This window comes from Pseudomonas sp. RIT411 (genome assembly GCF_003057735.2).
In the GTDB taxonomy this organism is placed as follows: Bacteria; Pseudomonadota; Gammaproteobacteria; order Pseudomonadales; family Pseudomonadaceae; genus Chryseomonas; species Chryseomonas oryzihabitans.
Window position 1 is genome coordinate 291,818 of record NZ_QBIZ02000001.1, and the last position, 17,961, is coordinate 309,778.

Annotated in this window: 16 protein-coding genes and 1 tRNA gene; 8 read left to right on the forward strand and 9 right to left on the reverse strand. The window is 64.9% G+C overall.

Going from position 1 to position 17,961, the window contains the following annotated elements; translation table 11 throughout:
* Positions 1-79 precede the first annotated feature (79 nt).
* Positions 80-2,848: a response regulator gene (locus tag DBY63_RS01330; RefSeq protein ID WP_007158969.1), complete on the forward strand. Its 2,769-nt coding sequence runs from the start codon at positions 80-82 to the stop codon at positions 2,846-2,848.
* 4 nt (positions 2,849-2,852) lie between these two features.
* Here DBY63_RS01330 and dinB read toward each other — a convergent pair whose 3' ends face one another.
* The 3 genes from dinB to DBY63_RS01345 all read right to left on the reverse strand — a co-directional run bounded on the left by dinB (position 2,853) and on the right by DBY63_RS01345 (position 4,627).
* On the reverse strand, positions 2,853-3,950 hold the full coding sequence (dinB, locus tag DBY63_RS01335; RefSeq protein WP_108581094.1) for a DNA polymerase IV: 1,098 nt from the start codon (positions 3,948-3,950) through the stop codon (positions 2,853-2,855).
* Positions 3,951-4,043: 93 nt separating this feature from the next.
* A complete protein-coding gene (locus DBY63_RS01340) occupies positions 4,044-4,277 on the reverse strand; it encodes a hypothetical protein (protein WP_007158971.1) in 234 nt (77 codons plus the stop codon).
* A 23-nt stretch (positions 4,278-4,300) separates the two neighbouring features.
* On the reverse strand, positions 4,301-4,627 hold the full coding sequence (locus tag DBY63_RS01345) for a hypothetical protein (protein ID WP_042133380.1): 327 nt from the start codon (positions 4,625-4,627) through the stop codon (positions 4,301-4,303).
* A 172-nt stretch (positions 4,628-4,799) separates the two neighbouring features.
* Here DBY63_RS01345 and DBY63_RS24945 point away from each other — a divergent pair, with 172 nt between their 5' ends.
* The 5 genes from DBY63_RS24945 to DBY63_RS01365 all read left to right on the forward strand — a co-directional run bounded on the left by DBY63_RS24945 (position 4,800) and on the right by DBY63_RS01365 (position 9,644).
* Complete coding sequence (locus tag DBY63_RS24945) at positions 4,800-4,946, forward strand: hypothetical protein (protein WP_177411418.1); 147 nt, start codon at positions 4,800-4,802, stop codon at positions 4,944-4,946.
* Between the two features lie 89 nt (positions 4,947-5,035).
* Positions 5,036-5,112, forward strand: a tRNA-Met gene (locus DBY63_RS01350).
* A gap of 190 nt (positions 5,113-5,302) precedes the next feature.
* Positions 5,303-7,960 (forward strand): bifunctional lysylphosphatidylglycerol flippase/synthetase MprF, encoded by a 2,658-nt coding sequence (gene mprF / locus DBY63_RS01355; RefSeq protein WP_027599857.1) that lies wholly within the window; start codon positions 5,303-5,305, stop codon positions 7,958-7,960.
* 7 nt (positions 7,961-7,967) lie between these two features.
* The gene (locus DBY63_RS01360) at positions 7,968-9,242 is read left to right on the forward strand and encodes an AcvB/VirJ family lysyl-phosphatidylglycerol hydrolase (RefSeq protein WP_108581096.1); all 1,275 of its coding nucleotides are present in this window, start codon (positions 7,968-7,970) and stop codon (positions 9,240-9,242) included.
* A 96-nt stretch (positions 9,243-9,338) separates the two neighbouring features.
* A complete protein-coding gene (locus tag DBY63_RS01365; RefSeq protein WP_108581097.1) occupies positions 9,339-9,644 on the forward strand; it encodes a hypothetical protein in 306 nt (101 codons plus the stop codon).
* Between the two features lie 46 nt (positions 9,645-9,690).
* Here the strand turns inward: DBY63_RS01365 and DBY63_RS01370 are convergent, their stop codons facing one another.
* A complete protein-coding gene (locus DBY63_RS01370) occupies positions 9,691-11,532 on the reverse strand; it encodes a potassium transporter Kup (protein WP_007158976.1) in 1,842 nt (613 codons plus the stop codon).
* Between the two features lie 306 nt (positions 11,533-11,838).
* Between DBY63_RS01370 and rimO the strand changes: the two genes are divergently transcribed.
* Positions 11,839-13,164, forward strand: coding sequence for a 30S ribosomal protein S12 methylthiotransferase RimO (gene rimO, locus DBY63_RS01375; RefSeq protein WP_027599861.1), 1,326 nt, complete (start codon positions 11,839-11,841; stop codon positions 13,162-13,164).
* A 7-nt stretch (positions 13,165-13,171) separates the two neighbouring features.
* Here the strand turns inward: rimO and cadR are convergent, their stop codons facing one another.
* The 3 genes from cadR to DBY63_RS01390 form a co-directional block, all read right to left on the reverse strand.
* A complete protein-coding gene (gene cadR, locus DBY63_RS01380) occupies positions 13,172-13,642 on the reverse strand; it encodes a Cd(II)/Pb(II)-responsive transcriptional regulator (protein WP_042133376.1) in 471 nt (156 codons plus the stop codon).
* A gap of 194 nt (positions 13,643-13,836) precedes the next feature.
* Positions 13,837-14,016 carry a hypothetical protein gene (locus DBY63_RS01385; protein WP_007158979.1) on the reverse strand — a complete coding sequence of 60 codons (180 nt, stop codon included), beginning with the start codon at positions 14,014-14,016 and terminating at the stop codon, positions 13,837-13,839.
* Positions 14,017-14,185: 169 nt separating this feature from the next.
* Positions 14,186-15,589 (reverse strand): hypothetical protein, encoded by a 1,404-nt coding sequence (locus DBY63_RS01390; RefSeq protein ID WP_027599863.1) that lies wholly within the window; start codon positions 15,587-15,589, stop codon positions 14,186-14,188.
* Between the two features lie 136 nt (positions 15,590-15,725).
* On the opposite strand from DBY63_RS01390, the gene DBY63_RS01395 reads away from it, so the two are divergent.
* A complete protein-coding gene (locus tag DBY63_RS01395) occupies positions 15,726-15,977 on the forward strand; it encodes a CsbD family protein (RefSeq protein ID WP_007158981.1) in 252 nt (83 codons plus the stop codon).
* A gap of 79 nt (positions 15,978-16,056) precedes the next feature.
* Here DBY63_RS01395 and DBY63_RS01400 read toward each other — a convergent pair whose 3' ends face one another.
* Both DBY63_RS01400 and DBY63_RS01405 read right to left on the reverse strand, forming a co-directional pair.
* Positions 16,057-16,425, reverse strand: coding sequence for a response regulator (locus DBY63_RS01400; RefSeq protein ID WP_007158982.1), 369 nt, complete (start codon positions 16,423-16,425; stop codon positions 16,057-16,059).
* Positions 16,426-16,450: 25 nt separating this feature from the next.
* Positions 16,451-17,899, reverse strand: a complete 1,449-nt coding sequence (locus DBY63_RS01405) for an ATPase domain-containing protein (protein ID WP_108581098.1) — start codon at positions 17,897-17,899, stop codon at positions 16,451-16,453.
* Positions 17,900-17,961: the final 62 nt, after the last annotated feature.

The following is a 17,961-nucleotide window of genomic DNA, read 5'->3' on the forward strand; positions in this document are numbered from 1 at the left end:
GTGCGACCCCTTTCGCAAAGACTCTCTTTACATTTGGTAAAGGGGTTAGACTGGCCAAATTTCCTTTGGGGGACGTGCAGTGCTGGACGAATTGGGACTCAAGGGGCGCATCCTGCTGTTGAGCGTCCTCCCGACCTGCTGCATGGCGGCCCTGCTGGGGGTCTACTTCAGCTGGGTGCAGCTGTCCGACATGCGCAGCCAGCTCATCGAGCACGGCCAGCTGGTGGCTCAGCAGATGGCGCCGCTCATCGCCCCGGCCATGCGCACCGGCGACAACGACCAGCTCAACCGCATCGCCCAGCGCGCCCTCGACCAGGCCGATGTCCGCGCCATCACCTTCCTGGATGCCGACGGCAACGTCCTCGCCCATGCCGGCCCCTCGATGACGGTGGAGCTCACCGGGCGCGACTACCAGACCATCAGCATGAGATCCGGTCTGGACATCACCCACTTCAACCTGCCGGTGCAGACCCACGACCTGCGCCTGACCCGCAGCGACGGCAGCCCGGCCACCCCCCAGACGCTGGGCTGGATCCAGCTCGAACTCTCCCATCACGCCACCCTGCTGCGCGGCTATCGCAACCTGGTGGCCGGCCTCCTGCTGATCCTGCTCGGCCTGGCCTTCACCGCCTTCATCGCGGTGCGCATGGGTCGGCGCATCAACCGACCGCTGCAGGTGATCGCCCAGGGCGTCAGCCAGCTGCAGGAAGGTCGCCTGGAGACCCGCCTGCCGACCCAGCTCGGCAGTCCCGAATTCGACGAACTGGCCACCGGCATCAATCGCATGGCCGAGGCCATGGAAAACGCCCAGTTCGAGATGCAGAACAACATCGACCAGGCCACCGAGGACGTGCGCCAGAATCTGGAGACCATCGAGATCCAGAACATCGAGCTGGATCTGGCGCGCAAGGCCGCGCTGGAGGCCAGCCGCATCAAGTCGGAATTCCTGGCCAACATGAGCCACGAGATCCGCACCCCGCTCAACGGCATCATCGGCTTCACCAACCTGATGCAAAAGAGCGAACTGACCCCGCGCCAGCAGGATTACCTGAGCACCATCCAGAATTCCGCCGAGAGCCTGCTGGGCATCATCAACGAGATCCTCGACTTCTCGAAGATCGAAGCCGGCAAGCTGGTGCTGGAGAATCTGCCGTTCAACCTGCGCGACATGATCCAGGACACCCTGACCATCCTGGCGCCCTCGGCCCATGAGAAGCACCTGGAACTGGTCTGCCTGGTCTATCGCGACACCCCGACCCACCTGGTCGGCGATCCGCAGCGTCTGCGCCAGGTGCTCACCAACCTGGTGAGCAATGCCATCAAGTTCACCCACTCCGGCACCATCGCCGTGCGTGCCATGGTCGAGGAAGAGACCGACGACCACGCCCAGCTGCGCATCAGCGTCCAGGACACCGGCGTCGGCCTCACCGACGAAGACCGGCAGATGCTGTTCCAGGCCTTCTCCCAGGCAGACAACTCCCTGACCCGCCAGGCCGGCGGCACCGGCCTCGGCCTGGTCATCTCCAAGCGCCTGATCGAGCAGATGGGCGGCGAGATCGGCCTGGAGAGCATCCCCGGCGAGGGCTCGGAATTCTGGATCACCCTCAACCTGCCCAAGGCCCACGGCAGCGTCGAGAGTCACAAGCGCATCGCCCTGGCCGGTCGCCGCGTCGGCCTGGTGGAGCCCCACCCCCTCACCCGCCAGGCGCTGCAGCACCAGCTGGAAGAATGCGGCCTGAGCGTGGAGCCGTTCGAGACCCTCGAGCAGCTCAGCGAAGCCGTCGCCCATCCGGCCTCCGGCAAGTTGCCGGTCAGCCTGGCGGTACTCGGCGTCAGCGCCCGCAGCATTCCGCCGGATCTGCTCACCGAGCGCATCTGGGAACTGGGCCGCCAGGACTGCAACACCCTGGTCTATTGCCCGACCACTGACCAGGCGGTCTTCCATGCCTCGCTGCCCGATGTCCATTGCCAGCTGCATTCCAAACCGGCCTGCAGTCGCAAGCTGGAGCAGGCGGTGGCCGAATTGCTCAACCAGCGGCCGCAGCGCAACGAAAGCGGTGGCCTGGGCATCACCGACCGCCCGCCGCGACTGCTCTGCGTGGACGACAATCCGGCCAACCTGCTGCTGGTGGAGACCCTGCTGACCGACCTGGGCGCCCAGGTCACGGCGGTGGAAAGCGGCTATGCCGCGGTGGAAGCGGTGCAGCAGGAGCGCTTCGACCTGGTGTTCATGGACGTGCAGATGCCCGGCATGGACGGACGCCAGGCCACCGAGGCGATCCGCGACTGGGAAGCCAGCGAGGGCGGCACCCCGGTGCCCATCGTCGCCCTCACCGCCCACGCCATGGCCAACGAGAAACGCGCGCTGCTGCAGAGCGGCATGGACGACTACCTCACCAAGCCGATCAGCGATCGGCAACTGGCCCAGGTCATCCTCAAGTGGACCGGCCTGCGCCTGCTGCACAGCTCGGCGCCCGAGGTCACCAGCCTCAACAGCGGTGGCCAGGACATCTCCACCCTGCCGGTAATGGATGCCGACGAAGGCCTGCGGCTGGCCGCCAACAAGCCGGATCTGGCCAAGGATCTCCTGAGCATGCTGCTCGCCTCCCTGGCCGCGGATCGCCAGGCCATCCGCCAGGCCCGCGAAGACGGCGATCGGATCGCCCTCATCGAGCGTGTTCACCGCCTGCATGGCGCCACCCGCTATTGTGGCGTACCCCAGCTGCGCGCGGCCTGCCAGCACAGCGAAACCCTGCTCAAGCAGGGCGCTCCCACCTCCAGCCCGGCGCTGGAAGAACTGGACGCGGCCATCGTCAATCTGTCGACCCAGGCCAAGAGCCCGCTCTAGCGGGCTAGTCCTCGAACAGCCTCAGCTGCAGCGCCGCCTCGCGCAGATCGGTCAGGCGCACGCCCACGCCCAGCAGCCGTACCGGCCGATTGCCCCGGCGGTAGGCCTGCTCCAGCAGGCGCCGATAACTGTCGAGATCGCGACCGGCGCCCTGCTGCTCCAGGGTGGTCTGGGTGAAGTCGTGGAATTTGACCTTGATGAAGGGCCGCTCCGGGCGATAGCGGTCCGCCAGCCGCGTCAGGCGCTCTTCGAGCTTGGCCAGCAAGTCGGGCAATTCCTGTGCACAGGCGGCAGCGTCGGGCAGGTCGCGGTCATAGGTGCGTTCCACGCTGGCCGACTGCCGCTGGCTGTCCACCTTGACCTGGCGCTCGTCGATGCCATGGGCCAGCGACCAGAGGCGCTCGCCGAAGCTGCCGAATTCGCGCAGCAGATCGAAGCGCGACCAAGTATGCAGATCGCTGCAGAGGACGATGCCGCGACGCTTGAGCTTGTCGGCGGTGACCTTGCCGACGCCGTGCAGCTTGGCCACCGGCAGCGCGGCGACGAAGTCAGCCACCTCGTGGGGAGCGATGACGAACAGCCCGTTGGGCTTTTTCCAGTCGCTGGCGATCTTGGCGAGAAACTTGTTGGGCGCGACCCCGGCGGACACCGTGATGTTGAGCTCCTGCCACACCCGCCTGCGGATATCACGGGCGATCAGGGTAGCGCTGCCATTGAACAGCTCACACTGGGTGACATCCAGGTAGGCTTCGTCGAGGGACAGCGGCTCGATCAGCTCGGTGTAGTCCTGGAAGATCCCGTGGATCTGCCGCGACACCTCCTTGTAGACCTCGAAGCGCGGCTTGACGAACACCAGGTCGGGACAGAGTTTCTGCGCCTGATGGGAGGACATGGCCGAACGCACCCCGAAGGCCCGGGCTTCGTAGTTGCAGGTGGCGACCACCCCGCGCCGATCGGGGGTCCCGCCTACCGCCAGCGGCTTGCCGCCCAGGCGCGGATCGTCACGCATCTCGATGGACGCATAGAAGCAGTCACAGTCGACATGGATGATCTTGCGCTGGCGCTTGGGTGGGAGCTGGGCGGGAGAAGTGTCCGGAGCCATGGGAGGAGATGCCGGGCCGGGCATGACGGCTGATTATCCGTACAGTAAGCCAAGACCGCCCGGATTTGTCCATGGCGAACGACGAATCACCCGTCAACCGACGTCTTGCAGCAGGCGTTGCCGGTGCACGACCTCTTCGCGCAGCTCATCGACCACCGCCTTGAGATCGTGGGCGTGGTGCAGCTGATCGTAATAAAGGTGGCGTTCGGCGATCACGCCGTCGGGTGTGGTGATCATCAATCGTGCGAAATGCTCGCTGCGCTCGAAGAACTCGATGCGACCCAGGCCCTGGAGATGGTGGAGCAAGGTTTCCAGCAGGAGATTCATGGCGGCCCCTCGGACTTTCCTGGTCAAACGGTCCGGTCGCGCTGCCCATCGTCGAAAGGTGCACTCTCGTCGCCGGCGATGGCGGTCCGATCTTCTATATGGCCGGAGCGAACATGGCGGGACGTGGTGTCCAGCAATTCCTGCGCAGCGGCGCGGAGCGTCTGCATGTCGTCGACGAGCAATTCGACTTTCTCCACGACCTGAAGTGCCATCTCCGCCGCGCCTTTGGCACTGCTGCCGGTGAGCGCCAGGGAAAGATTGCACAACTGGGCGACCAGTGTCGCTATATCGTGATCCATCACGCGCATGATGCGCTGATCCAGACAACTCGAATCCTGGGAAGGCTGCATGAGGTTCTCCATAACACTCATCAAGGGTAGCACATGGCCACCACCCGCCTTAACCGCTTAGCGGCGTTTTGCTATCACCTTCTCACTTGATCGAAGAGGCACTCTCATCGGGTTTCCGGACTCTTTGCCGCCAGGACAGGTCGACTGAGGACGTACCTCTAGGAGAACCCTCATGAAACGCCCTCTATTCCTGTCCTCCGCCCTGCTCCTCAGCCTCATGCTGGGTGGCTGCTTCGATCGCGACCAGTCGGATCAACAGAATCGCTCGAGCGGTGAAAAGGCATCCGTGCAGATGCAGAAAAGCGACGGCGACAAGTAGGCCCGCCCTTGCTTGGTAAATAAGCCTTTGATCGCTATTAAATTTTTCTTGACGAATTTTTTCTTGGCCCTATACTGAGCCCCATCGGACGCGGGATGGAGCAGTCTGGTAGCTCGTCGGGCTCATAACCCGAAGGTCGTTGGTTCAAATCCAGCTCCCGCAACCAAATTCGAAAAAACCACTCTCTTGAGTGGTTTTTTTTTGCGCTGAATTTGACCCAGGTCAGATCCAAGCGGTGCGAACTTGGCAGCTGCAAGAGCTACAAAGGTTGGTATAGAGCTTTTTTATCTGTACAAGGCTTGGCAAACCGCGCGCGACCAGTAATCTGACGCGCGTTCCTGTCTAGAGGAGTTTGCATGACTGCACCTGATCCAGCCAAAGAGGTCTCCTCGAAGCCGGCATCCCCTGCGGACCACCCCGTAGCGCCCCCTCAAGCGCTACCCTGGCGCCTTCTGGAGCGGTTGACGGCCTATCGACAACCCATCGAACTGGGCGTCACCCTGGTACTGTTCGCCGCCGCCTTGGTGGTCTGCTGGCACCTGCTCAGCAGCATCGATGGCGAAGCCCTTCACGATGCCCTCCACGATATCCCCCATTCCTCGCTGATCGGCGCCCTCATCGCCGCGGCCGCCGGTTTCACCATCCTGCTCGGTTACGAGTGGTCGGCCATGCGCTTCGCCGACGTCAAGTTGCCGGCCCGCACCTGGACCATGGGTGGTCTTACCGCCTTCGCCATCGGCAACGCGATCGGCCTGTCCATGCTGTCCGGCGGCTCGGTGCGCTATCGCCTCTATGCCCGTCAGGGGCTCAGTGCCCTGGAAGTGGCGCAGATGACGGTATTCTCCAGTCTGGCGCTGGGCACCGCCCTGCCGCCGCTGGCCGCCATCGCCGCCCTGACCAACCTGCCGGCCTCCACCCAGGCCCTGCGCGTGCCGGAAGCGGTCATCGTCACGGTGGCTGCCCTGATCCTGATCGGCTATGCCGTGGGCATCCTGGCGCTGCGTCGCTGGCGCGCGCCCGAGCAGCCGTGCGCCCATGCCCTGCACTTCCGCATCGGCAAGCGCGCCCTGCGCCTGCCGACCCTGCGGCTGTCCGTGCTGCAGCTGGTGATCACCATCCTCGACGTGACCGCCGCCTCGATGGTGCTCTATCTATTGCTGCCCACGGCGCCGCCCTTCGGTGCCTTCCTGCTGGTCTACCTGCTGGCCCTGGCCGCCGGGGTGCTCAGCCATGTTCCAGGCGGTGTCGGCGTGTTCGAAGCGGTACTGCTGGCCGCCTTCGCCAATGAGCTGGGCGCCGCGCAGCTAGCCGCGGCGCTGGTGGTCTACCGCCTCTTCTATGTGCTGCTGCCGTTCGTGATCGCCTGCCTGGTGCTGCTGTTCAGCGAAGGCCGGCGCCTGCTGTCGAACAGCCCGGCCGTACGGGTCGCCTCCGGCCTGGCCGCACCCATCCTCGCCATCCTGGTTTTTTTTTCTGGGGTGGTGCTGCTTTTTTCTGGGGTCACCCCTGAAATAGACACCCGCCTGGAGGGTATGGACTTCCTGCTCCCCCAGCGGCTGATCGATGCCTCCCACCTGGGCGCGAGCCTGATCGGCGTCGTCTGTCTATTGCTGGCGCAGGGATTGCGCCGGCGCCTCTCCGCGGCTTGGGCGGTGACCTTGGTTTTGCTGCTGCTGGGCTGCCTGCTGTCCCTGTTGAAAGGTTTCGACTGGGAGGAAGCCTCCATTCTGGCGATGACGGCCGCGCTGCTCGCCATCTTTCGTAAATCCTTCTATCGCCGCAGCCGGCTGATGGAGCAGCCCTTCTCGCCGCTGTACGTGACCGCCAGCATCTGCGTGGTCGCCGCCTCGGTGTGGCTGCTGCTGTTCGCCTACCAGGATGTCCCCTACGAAACGCGTCTGTGGTGGCAATTCGCGCTGGACGCCGATGCCCCGCGCGGCCTGCGGGCCGCCCTGGGCAGCTCCGTCCTGCTGCTGATCATCGCCCTGGGCTGGCTGCTGCGCGCCGCGCCGCCGCCCATCGAAGCGCCCACCGGCGCCGAGCTCGAGCGCGCCTTCGGCATCGTGCGCAAGTCCAGCCAGCCGGATGGCGGCCTGGTGATGACCGGGGACAAGGCCCTGCTCTTCCACGAAAGCGACGATGCCTTCCTGATGTACGGACGGCGGGGCCGCAGCCTGATCGCCCTGTTCGATCCCATCGGCCGCTCCCAGCCCCGCGCCGAGCTGATCTGGAAATTCCGCGACCTCTGCGACCTGCACCATGCACGCCCGGTGTTCTACCAGGTACGGGCGGAGAACCTGCCCTTCTACATGGACATCGGTCTCACCGCGCTCAAGCTCGGCGAAGAGGCGCGGGTCGACTTGCATGCCTTCGATCTCGACAGCAAGGGCAAGAAGGACCTCAGATACACCTGGAATCGTGGTCAGCGCGATGGCCTGGCCATCGAATTCCACGCCCCGGGCGAGGCGCCCCTGGACGAGCTCAAGGCCATCTCCGACGTCTGGCTGGAAAGCAAGCAGGTGCGCGAGAAGGGCTTTTCCCTGGGTCGCTTCGATCCGACCTATCTCAGGCACTTCCGCATCGCCGTGGTGCGCTTCCAGGGCAAGGCGGTGGCCTTCGCCAACCTCCTGGAGACCGAACGCCCGGATCTGGCCAGCATCGACCTGATGCGGGTCACCGCGGATGCGCCCAAGCAGACCATGGAATTCCTCATGCTCGGGCTGATCCTGCACTTCAAGGCCGCCGGCTTCGCGCGCTTCTCCCTGGGCATGGTCCCGCTGGCCGGCCTGCATCCCCGCCGCGGCGCCCCCATCACCCAGCGTCTGGGCGCCATGGTGTTCAGACGTGGCGAACAGTTCTATAACTTCCAGGGGTTGCGCCGCTTCAAGGACAAGTTCGATCCGGAATGGGAACCGCGCTACATGGCGGTCCCCGCCGGCCTGGACCCCCTGGTCGCCTTCGCCGATACCGCCGCCCTAATCGCCGGGGGTTATACCGGCCTGGTCAAACGTTGAGACTCCTATGCTGAAACGTGCACTCGCAGTACTGCTCGTCATCCTGCTGATCGCGGGGGGCCTCGGCTGGTGGTGGCTCCATCGCTGGCCCTCGGCGCCCCAGGTCAAGGTCATGGCGCAGCCGGACGGTCGCCTGCTGACCATGGCCGCGCCCAAGGGCGAGCCACACGCTCGCGTGGTTCTGGCCACACCTGCGGATCTGCAGCTGGCGGACGCCGATCTGCTGGGGCTGGCGACCAACACCGGCGCCGAGATCGTCCAGTACGAGGTCCAGGTCTCCAACAACTGCCAGGCGCAGAACGACGACTTCGCCAACGCCGCCAAGCAGCTGAGCGGCGCGCCGACCTTTGTCGGCGGCATCGGCCCGGGCGCTGCCCGCGCCTGGCGCTGGCTGGCCACCCGGGACAACCCGAAGGCCGCCGCCCTGAGCGTCGGCTTCAACCTGGAAACCCTGGATTGCCCGGACGCCCTGCCCGCCAAGGCGGCAGCCGGCCAGTGGCACATCGCCTGGAACGATCATCCGACCGATGATTCGGCGATCTTCGTGCGCCAGCAGAGCAACGCCGACCTGACCATCGCCGACTACGGCACCGCCCTGCCGGTGGTGCTGCGTACCCAGCTCAAGAACCGCCTGCTGGGTCAGCACAACGACATCCCGACCATCGAGATGCCGGCCGATCCCGACGTCAAGCCCGGCCATCCCGACGTGGTGACCATCTTCTACTCCGGTGACGGCGGCTGGCGCGACATCGACCGGCTCTCCGCCCAGGCCATGAACGAAGCGGGCTATCCGGTGGTAGGCGTGGATGCGCTGCGCTACTTCTGGCAGCACAAGAGTCCGGAACAGGTGGCCGCCGACCTGGCCAACCTGATGCAGGAATACCGCGAGAAGTGGAACGCCAAGCACTTCGTGCTGGCCGGTTACTCCTTTGGTGCCGACATCCTGCCGGCGGTCTACAACCGCCTGCCGAAGGCGGATCAGGACCAGGTGACCTCGCTGCTGCTGCTGGCTTTCAGCCGCAAGAGCAACTTCGAGATCGCCGTGGAAGGCTGGCTGGGCAAGCCGGGTGACGAAGCCGACACCCTGCCGGAAACCAGCAAGATCCCCGCCGCCAAGCTGTTCTGCGTCTATGGCGAGGAAGAGAAGGACGACAGCGGTTGTACCCAGCCGGGCCAGCCGGGCGAGAAGCTGGGCCGCCCGGGCGGTCACCACTTCGACGAGAACTACGACAAGCTGGCCGACTTCATGGTCAAGGCCATCGAGGCCCGTACGCCGCAATAGCGTATCCCGTCCGGGCCTGCGGGCCCGGACGAACGGCCGGAACAAGGAGCCGGTCTCCCGCGGTCTATGGCTGCAACAGCCACGGAGACCCACGACATGAGCACACCGCTTTCCGCCGATGCCGCCAGCAAGATCCTGGTGGATGCCTTCCAACCCCTTGGCTGCGTGGTGTCGTCCGGTGCGGATGGCCATGACCTGGCACTGGGCGTGGTGGATGCCCAGGGCAAGACACTCTATACCGAAGAACAGCTCGGCGAAGCGGACTACGCCGATCCCCTGCGCCTGGCCGGCTATATCGGCACGGTACGCAGCGAGCTGGAGAGCCGCGGCCAGACCCTCGACAGCTGGCAGATGCCCTTCATCACCGATCCCGACGCCCTTCCCCCGCCAGTGTTAAACTAGGCAAAGAAAAGGCCCCTGCTGGGGCCTTTGTGCTTTTCGCGCTCGGCTAGATCTCGACCTGGGTACCCAGTTCGATCACCCGGTTCACCGGCAGCTTGAAGAATCTCAGGTTGCCGTTGGCGTTCTTCATCAGGAAGACGAAGAGATTCTCGCGCCAGGGCGCCATGCCCAGGCGCTTGGAGGCGATGACCGTCTCCCGGCTGAGGAAGTAGGTGGTACGCATCGGCGTGAAATCCAGTCCCGGATAGGGGCAATGGCTGAGCGCCAGGGGAATGTCCGGTTCGTCCATGAAGCCGTAGTGCAACACCACCCGATAGAAGCCATCACCGAAGTCCTCGACCTCCATGCGCTCGCCGCGCGACACCCGCGGACGATCCTCGTAGCGCACCGTGAGCAGCACCACCTGCTCGTGCAGCACCTGGTTGTGCAGCAGGTTGTGCAGCATGGCGTGAGGGACCACGTCGGTACGGGCGGTCAGGAACACCGCGGTGCCCTTGGCACGGAACGGCGGTTGGGCGCGGATGCTGCTGATGAAGATCGGCAGCGGCAGCGCGCCGTCATCCAGGCGCTCCACCACCAGTTGCCGGCCCCGCTTCCAAGTGGTCAGCAGGATGAAGATGACGATACCGGCGATCACCGGGAAGGAGCCGCCGGAAAAGATCTTCGGCGCATTGGCGGAGAAGTACAGCACGTCCACCAGCAGGAAGCCGATCAGCAGCGGCACCATGATCCAGCGTGGCCATTTCCATAGCAGCAGGATCACCGCCGACACCAGGCAGCTGGTGATCAGCATGGTGCCGGTCACCGCCACACCGTAGGCTTCGGCCAGGTTGGCCGAGGACTGGAAGGTCAGGATCAGGAAGATCACCCCCAGCATCAGCGCCCAGTTCATCAGCGGAATGTAGATCTGCCCCTGCTCCTGGCTGGAGGTGTGCTGGATCTGCATGCGCGGGATGTAGCCCAGCTGGATGGCCTGGCGGGTCATGGAGAAGGCGCCGGTGATCACCGCCTGGGAGGCGATGACGGTGGCCAGGGTCGCCAGGCCGATCATCGGCAGCAGCAGCCATTCCGGGGCCAGCAGATAGAAGGGATTGCGCACCGCCGCGGGATCGGCGAGCAGCAGCGCGCCCTGACCGAAGTAGTTGAGCACCAGCCCCGGCAGCACCAGCAGCAGCCAGGCCCGGGCGATGGGCTTGCGGCCGAAGTGCCCCATGTCGGCGTAGAGCGCCTCGGCGCCGGTCAGCGCCAGCACCGCCGCGCCCAGCACGATGAAGCCCTTCACCGGGTTATCGGCGAAGAATTGCACCGCCCAGTAGGGATTGAAGGCCTTGAGCACCTCGGGCTGCTGGACAATGCCATAGACACCCAGGGCGCCCAGGGTGGTGAACCAGAGCACCATCACCGGCCCGAAGAACTTGCCGATGGTGGCGGTACCGCGCTTCTGGATGGCGAAGATGCCGACCAGGATCACCAGCGCGATGGGCACCACCCAGGCTTCCAGACCATCGAAGGCCAGTTCCAGACCCTCCACCGCCGACAGCACCGAGACCGCCGGGGTGATCATGCTGTCGCCGTAGAAGAGTGCGGCGCCGAACAGCCCCAGCAGCACCAGGGTGGTGGCCAGGCGCGGCGAGCCCTGGGCGGCACGCCGGGCCAGGGCGGTGAGCGCCATGATGCCGCCCTCGCCCTGGTTGTCGGCACGCATGACGAAGGTGATGTACTTGAGGGTGACGACCCAGATGAGCGACCAGAAGATCAGCGACAGGATGCCGAGCACACTGTCGTGATTCAGCGGCAAGCCGTAGTGCGGCGAAAAGACTTCCTTGAGGGTATAGAGAGGACTGGTGCCGATGTCGCCGTATACCACACCGGTGGCGAGCACGATCATTCCCAAGGCCGAAGGGGCTTTACCACCGTGCTCGTGTTCCGGACGGCTCATGCAGGGCTCCTAGAGTCTAAAATCGGCGCATCCTGCGCCGAAGCGGCGTCAGGATCAAGTTGAAAAGGCCGGTAGCGTGGCGCGCGCAACCTCTCAGCGCAGCGCTTCCAGCACCATAGACTCCTTGGTCGGCAAAAAGCTCTGCGCGGTCGCCAGGACCTGCCTGCCCCTTCCAAGCAGCGGCAGAGATGGCTAGAATCGCGCGTTTTTTGATCAAGGCGCCTCCTGAGCGCCCGCCGAGGTTAGCCCATGTCCATCCAAACGTCCGCCCCCAAGGTCGGTTTCGTCAGCCTCGGCTGTCCCAAGGCCACCGTCGACTCCGAACGCATCCTCACCCAGCTGCGCATGGAAGGCTACGAGATCGTGCCGACCTATGAAGACGCCGACGTAGTGGTGGTCAACACCTGCGGCTTCATCGACAGCGCCAAGGCCGAGTCCCTGGACGCCATTGGCGAGGCCATCGCCGAGAACGGCAAGGTGATCGTCACCGGGTGCATGGGTGTGGACGAGGGCAACATCCGTGGCGTGCATCCCAGCGTGCTGGCGGTGACCGGTCCGCAGCAGTACGAGCAGGTGGTCAGCGCCGTGCACGAGGTGGTCCCGCCGCAGCTGGAGCACAATCCGCTGATCGATCTGGTGCCGCCCCAGGGCATCAAGCTGACCCCGCGCCACTACGCCTACCTGAAGATTTCCGAAGGCTGCAACCACAGCTGCAGCTTCTGCATCATCCCCTCCATGCGCGGCAAGCTGGTCAGCCGCCCGGTGGGCGACGTGCTGTCCGAGGCCGAGCGCCTGGTCAAGGCCGGCGTCAAGGAGCTGCTGGTGATCTCCCAGGACACCAGTGCCTACGGCGTCGACCTCAAGTACAAGCTGGACTTCTGGAACGGCCAGCCGGTCAAGACGCGCATGCTGGAGCTGTGCGAGGCGCTGTCGGGCATGGGCGTCTGGGTGCGCCTGCACTATGTCTACCCCTACCCCAATGTCGACGACGTCATTCCGCTGATGGCCGCCGGCAAGCTGCTGCCCTACCTGGACATCCCCTTCCAGCACGCCAGCCCCAAGGTGCTCAAGTCCATGAAGCGCCCGGCGTTCGAGGACAAGACCCTGGCGCGCATCAAGCGCTGGCGCGAGATCTGCCCGGAGCTGACCATCCGCTCTACCTTCATCGTCGGCTTTCCCGGCGAGACCGAGGAAGACTTCCAGTACCTGCTGGACTGGCTCACCGAGGCCCAGCTCGATCGCGTCGGCTGCTTCCAGTACTCGCCGGTCGAGGGCGCACCCGCCAACGAGCTGGGCCTGGAGCCGGTTGCGGACGAGGTCAAGCAGGAGCGCTGGGAGCGCTTCATGGCGCACCAGCAGGCCATCTCCGCCGCGCGCCTGCAGCTCAAGATCGGTCGCGAGATCGAGGTGCTGATCGACGAGGTGGACGACCAGGGCGCCATCGGCCGTTCCTATGCCGATGCCCCGGAAATCGACGGCAACGTCTATGTCGACAGCGCCAATCCGCTGAAGCCGGGTGACAAGGTCTGGGTGCGGGTCACCGACGCCGACGAGTACGACCTCTGGGCAGAGGCGCTCTGATTCCTAGCTAGTCATGCAGGCGGTGGGTGCCGGGCACATGGGCGTGCCCGGCCGCACTGCAGCTGGCGGTGGTCGCCGATGGCGCCGCCGGCTGACCGAGTTCGCGCAGGATGCCGCAACGGTCCCCTTCGCCCTCTCCCTGGCAGTGGCGCCTCAGGGTCACCAGCTGTTCACGCAGCTGATTCAACTCGCGGATACGCACCTCGACATGATGCAGATGGTCGCCGATCAGGGCGTCCACCTGGGCGCAGCCGGGTTCGCGGGTATCGCGCAGGGCCAGCAGGGCGCGAATCTCTTCCAGCGTCATGTCCAGCGACCGGCAATGGCGAACGAAGACCAGGCGCTCGACCTGGCTTTCGTCATAGCTGCGGTAGTTGCTGCTGCTGCGCGCCGCCGGACTCAGCAGCCCTTCGCGCTCGTAGTACCTGATGGTCTCGACGGCGCAATCGGTGCGCCTGGCCAATTCGCCGATCTTCATCATCCTGTCTCGTTGAGCTGAGGTGCACAGCCTGCCGTGCCGGAGCCGCCGCAGCAAGGATGGAAGACGGTCAGGGGGCTGAGGGAGCGACGTTACCGGAGGGGGAAGACATGGATAGTCCGGCTGATAAGGGGCCAGACAGGACGACACCCCGGCGATGAGTGGGTCGCCGGGGCGTCGAGACAGCCGCCAGATTAGTTGGCGTTGTTCTGGTAGAGCGCGGAGACCCGGTTGGGATGCTCCGACTGGAATTGGGCTTGAGCGTTGGCGCGAATCGACTTGCTCGACATATCGCGGCTGGCGGCGGACGCCGTGCCCGACAGCAGGCCCATGAACAGGACGGCGACGATGGCTTGGACACCCAGGACTTTCATAGCGAATACCTCTTGGTTGTGCTGTTTCGATAGACACAGCGTACTCCCAGTACTAATTCGCCAAAAAGAGTCCTTTTAGAGAGTAATATTTACCTCTGAGGAAAATATCACCTGGGAACTTCCAGACCTCATGCAGCAGCCCCCGGCCTGACCAGGGGCTCTGGGCCGGCTATCGCAGGTCGCTAAGGTGCTTTTCCAGGCCCATGGCGCGTCCGGCTCCGACACTGGTCAGGTGGAAGAAGCCGTAGTCCTCCAGGTAGGTCCAGCGACTCAGGGGGCCATGGCCCGCCTCGCCATGCCGGCACTCCAGGGTCTTGGCCCGGCCGCTGAGGCTGGCCAATACCCGGCGCGCCTCGCCGTCGCCCACCACCTTGCAAGACAGCCTGATCTCGCGCTGCTCGGCGCCCTTGAGATTGCCGGTCAGGGTCTGCCGCGCCTGGTAACCGACCTGGCTGCCAACGGCGAGGGCGCGCCAGTCGCCGCTGAAGGTCAGCTGATCCAGGCTGGCGACTTCTTCCACCGGCAGGTTGCCGTTGTCGATACGGGTACGGCGTACCAGGTCGATCAGCCCGCGCCAGGTGAGCGAATCGACCCGGGCCGCCTTGCCCTGGGCACTGAAGCGCAGCAGTCCGGGCTGGGCGCCAGGGCTGACCTGCACCTCTTCGCGATAGGCATGGGTCTGGCCTTCGTAGCGGCTCTCGCCCTCCTCCACGAAGCGCTGCACAGCCACCCGCGGCGCGGGCAGCGCCAACGCCTTGAGCGCCTGCAGGGGCTGCGCCTGGGCCGCGGGTAGTTCGCCGGGAGGCGGCGGAGCAGCCGGCGGTGTGGCGGCGGCCCTGACCTCTTCCATGCGCGGCGTAGCCAACAAGGCGTCTCGCCGATCACAGGCGGCTTCCAGCAGGGTACGCCGTTCGGCCGGCGCCGCCGTGAAGGCTTCCTGGCCCTGGGCGCTCGGCTGGCTATCGGTCACCCGCCCCGCATCGTCCAGGCCGTAGCGCGCCAGTAGCAGGTAACGGCGCGCCGTGCAGTCGGCCGCCAGGGATTCGCGCCACTGGCGCACCGGAGCACCGTAGCGTGGCGTCTGCAGGACGACGGGCAGTTGCTGACCCGCCCAGAAACGGCGCACGCCGTTATCGTCCACCAGGCTGTTGCGATCAATCACCAGGGTGTCGCCGCCGGGGCCCCTGGCGAGGGCGCGCCAGTCGGCGTTGGCGGGCCGGGCGCAGAGCGCCGCCACATCGGGACGCTGCTTGAGCGCCGCGACCTTGGCCGCGCTCAACGGCAAGGGCGCGGCATAGGCATTCACCCGCCCCGGATAGACCCGCTGAGCGCCATCCAGGTAGAGCAACTCGGCCTGGTCAGCCACGCAATCCAGGGAGACCAGGGCGGAGCCGCCATCGGCCAGGGCGAGCGCCATCTGCAGACGCGAACCCTCGCGCAGAACGCTCTCGGCGATGATAGGACGGGCGAAGAGGTCATCGGCCCCGGTCGGGGCTTCGGCCGGCGGCTGCTGAGTGCTGCAGCCCGCCAGGAGCGACAGCAGGCAAAGGGCGGAAAAACGGCTGGAGATCATGGATCCTCTCGGCAGGGAACCGCGATACACGTCGCGAACAGCAAATTGACCTGAACGAAATGCGTCTGGCGCGGATCAATAAAGGAAGCATGCCGCTTGGCATGACCTCCCCCGTTTTCCCACACGAGGTGCATTTATGAATACCGATCAGATCATAGGCAATGCCAAGGACGCTACCGGCAAGGTCCAGGATAGCTTTGGCGCGGCGACCGGCAATGCCGACTGGCAAGCCCAGGGCAAGGCCCGTCAGCTGGAAGGCAAGCTGCAGGAGCAGTATGGCCAGGCCATCGACTGCGCGCGCAACGTGACCGCCGACAAGCCCTTCACTGCCCTGGCCATCGCCGGCGGCGTCGGCTTCGTGCTGGGCGTACTGCTTTCGCGCTCCTGATCGGAGACGCGGGGCTGGCCGCTGCGCCAGCCCCATAGCAAAAAGGCCTGTCTAGACAGGCCTTTTTGCTATGGGTTCGTCATTGCTCCAGGGTCACTAGGTGCTTGTGCACCGCATCGACGATGTCGCTGATGTTGAACGGCTTCTGAAACACGGAATCGAACAGCTCCGAACTCTCCTGAGCCAGATGCGCCTGGGCGCCGCTCATGAGGATAATGGGCAGATGCTGCAAGCCCTGACGTTCACGCAGGGCCTCTGCCAGCTCGCGGCCGTTCATCACCGGCATCATGAAATCGGTGATGACCAGGGACGGTAGTTCGCGATCGAAGACGTCAAGCGCTCGGCGACCATTGCTCGCCTTGACCACCATGTAGCCTTCGTCTTCGAGGGCGAAGGCCAGGATGTCCGCTATCAGGAATTCGTCATCGACTACCAGTATCGTCGTCATCTGGAGATTCTCCCACCCGACGCGATCATGGTTGTGTGGAGGGCATGGCTGAACCTGAAAGTACCTTCACCATGTCTTTGAATGCCTTTTTCAGTTCGATTCCCGAGTCGTCGATGATCAGTTCGCACAGCGCTGGATCGTAGATGCTGTCCCTGACCTTGAGGATCGACAGCACCCGCTTGATCTCGGCCTCGGCCTCGACGAATCGCAGCAAAATCAGATTGTCCACCATGCTGGAAAGTTCGGGCGCCGGCGCGGCGATGTCCGCGCCAAAGACGTCACGCAACTCCCAGGTGGCTAGAACTGTGACGCCCTGGGTGCGCAGCTCGTTCAGTAGCGCGCTGAAGTATTCGATGAGCCGTCCTTGCGGCAGGGCGAAGCGGGCGATGGCGCCCAGGCTGTCGATCACCAGCCGCTTGATGCCGTGCCGTCTGACCATGGCCAGCAGCTCGAGACCGACCTCGTCGAGGCGCATCTCGGTGGTCGGTTGCCAGTGCAGATGCAAGGCGCCCTCGTCGACCCGGCTGGCCAGATCGAGGCCCAGGGCACTCGCCTTGAGCAGCAGTCGCTCCGGGGGCTCGTAGAAGCCGAACATCAGCGCGGGCGCTTCCGGCGTCGAGGCCGCCAGGAAGTTGAGACTGATGGAGGTCTTGCCGGCACCCGATGGCCCCATGAGCAGGGTGGTCGAACTCTCCGGCAGGCCGTTTTCGATCATCGCATCCAGCGACGCCATGCCACTGGGCACGCGCTGGTGACCGACGCGATAGGTCGCGCCGGCCGAAGGATCGCGATACAGCGCCTCGAGGCGCGGAAACACGGTGATGCCGGCATCGGAGATGGTGAATTCGTGAAAGCCCGGCAGCGCGCCGCTGCCACGGGTCTTGCGCAACGCCAGGCGGCGGATGGTGCGACTGCCGATTTCTTCCTCGTGCAGATCCAGCACACCATCGACCATGGTGTGTTCCGGGCTGCCGTCCTCGAGACGCGCGCTGGTGAGAAAGATGACCGTGCAACCGGCAAAGGCCGCATGCCCCTGCAACTCGGCGATGAATTTCTTGGTGTCGATCGGCGTTTCCGCGCGCGACCGGGCATTGAGCAGGCCATCGACCACCAGCAGACTGGCCTTCTGCCGGCTGATCTCGCGACGCAGCAGGCGGACCACCTCGTCCAGCCCCTCACCTTCCATGGTGTCGAAGGCACTCAGGTATTGGACCTGGTCGCCGATGCAGGAGCGGTCGAAGAAATCCAGCGTGGAAAAGAACTGGAACATCCGCTCGTGGGTTTCCGACAGCATGGTGGCGAACAGAACCCGCCCACCACCGCGCACATGGTTGAAGGCGATCTGGTTGGCCATGATCGATTTGCCGGAACCCGGACGCCCCTGGATGACATAGGACGCACCTGCAACCAGGCCTCCCTTCAAGATCTCATCCAGCCCCTGGATACCGGTTACGACGCGCGCGAGTCGATTCAAGAACGATGCCTCAAACTAATGTTGTGCCTGGGACGCCCAGCCGCGGGCATCCAGTCCTTCGC

Excerpts from the sequence above, each read along its gene's own strand:
- DBY63_RS01385 (WP_007158979.1), bottom strand. The coding sequence starts at position 14,016 with ATGAAAGTCCTGGGTGTCCAAGCCATCGTCGCCGTCCTGTTCATGGGC.
- DBY63_RS01395 (WP_007158981.1), top strand. The coding sequence starts at position 15,726 with ATGAATACCGATCAGATCATAGGCAATGCCAAGGACGCTACCGGCAAG.
- DBY63_RS01340 (WP_007158971.1), bottom strand. The coding sequence starts at position 4,277 with ATGAATCTCCTGCTGGAAACCTTGCTCCACCATCTCCAGGGCCTGGGT.
- dinB (WP_108581094.1), bottom strand. The coding sequence starts at position 3,950 with ATGGCTCCGGACACTTCTCCCGCCCAGCTCCCACCCAAGCGCCAGCGC.
- cadR (WP_042133376.1), bottom strand. The coding sequence starts at position 13,642 with ATGAAGATCGGCGAATTGGCCAGGCGCACCGATTGCGCCGTCGAGACC.
- DBY63_RS01365 (WP_108581097.1), top strand. The coding sequence starts at position 9,339 with ATGAGCACACCGCTTTCCGCCGATGCCGCCAGCAAGATCCTGGTGGAT.
- DBY63_RS01345 (WP_042133380.1), bottom strand. The coding sequence starts at position 4,627 with ATGCAGCCTTCCCAGGATTCGAGTTGTCTGGATCAGCGCATCATGCGC.
- mprF (WP_027599857.1), top strand. The coding sequence starts at position 5,303 with ATGACTGCACCTGATCCAGCCAAAGAGGTCTCCTCGAAGCCGGCATCC.
- DBY63_RS01390 (WP_027599863.1), bottom strand. The coding sequence starts at position 15,589 with ATGATCTCCAGCCGTTTTTCCGCCCTTTGCCTGCTGTCGCTCCTGGCG.
- DBY63_RS01370 (WP_007158976.1), bottom strand. The coding sequence starts at position 11,532 with ATGATCGTGCTCGCCACCGGTGTGGTATACGGCGACATCGGCACCAGT.
- DBY63_RS24945 (WP_177411418.1), top strand. The coding sequence starts at position 4,800 with ATGAAACGCCCTCTATTCCTGTCCTCCGCCCTGCTCCTCAGCCTCATG.
- DBY63_RS01400 (WP_007158982.1), bottom strand. The coding sequence starts at position 16,425 with ATGACGACGATACTGGTAGTCGATGACGAATTCCTGATAGCGGACATC.
- DBY63_RS01360 (WP_108581096.1), top strand. The coding sequence starts at position 7,968 with ATGCTGAAACGTGCACTCGCAGTACTGCTCGTCATCCTGCTGATCGCG.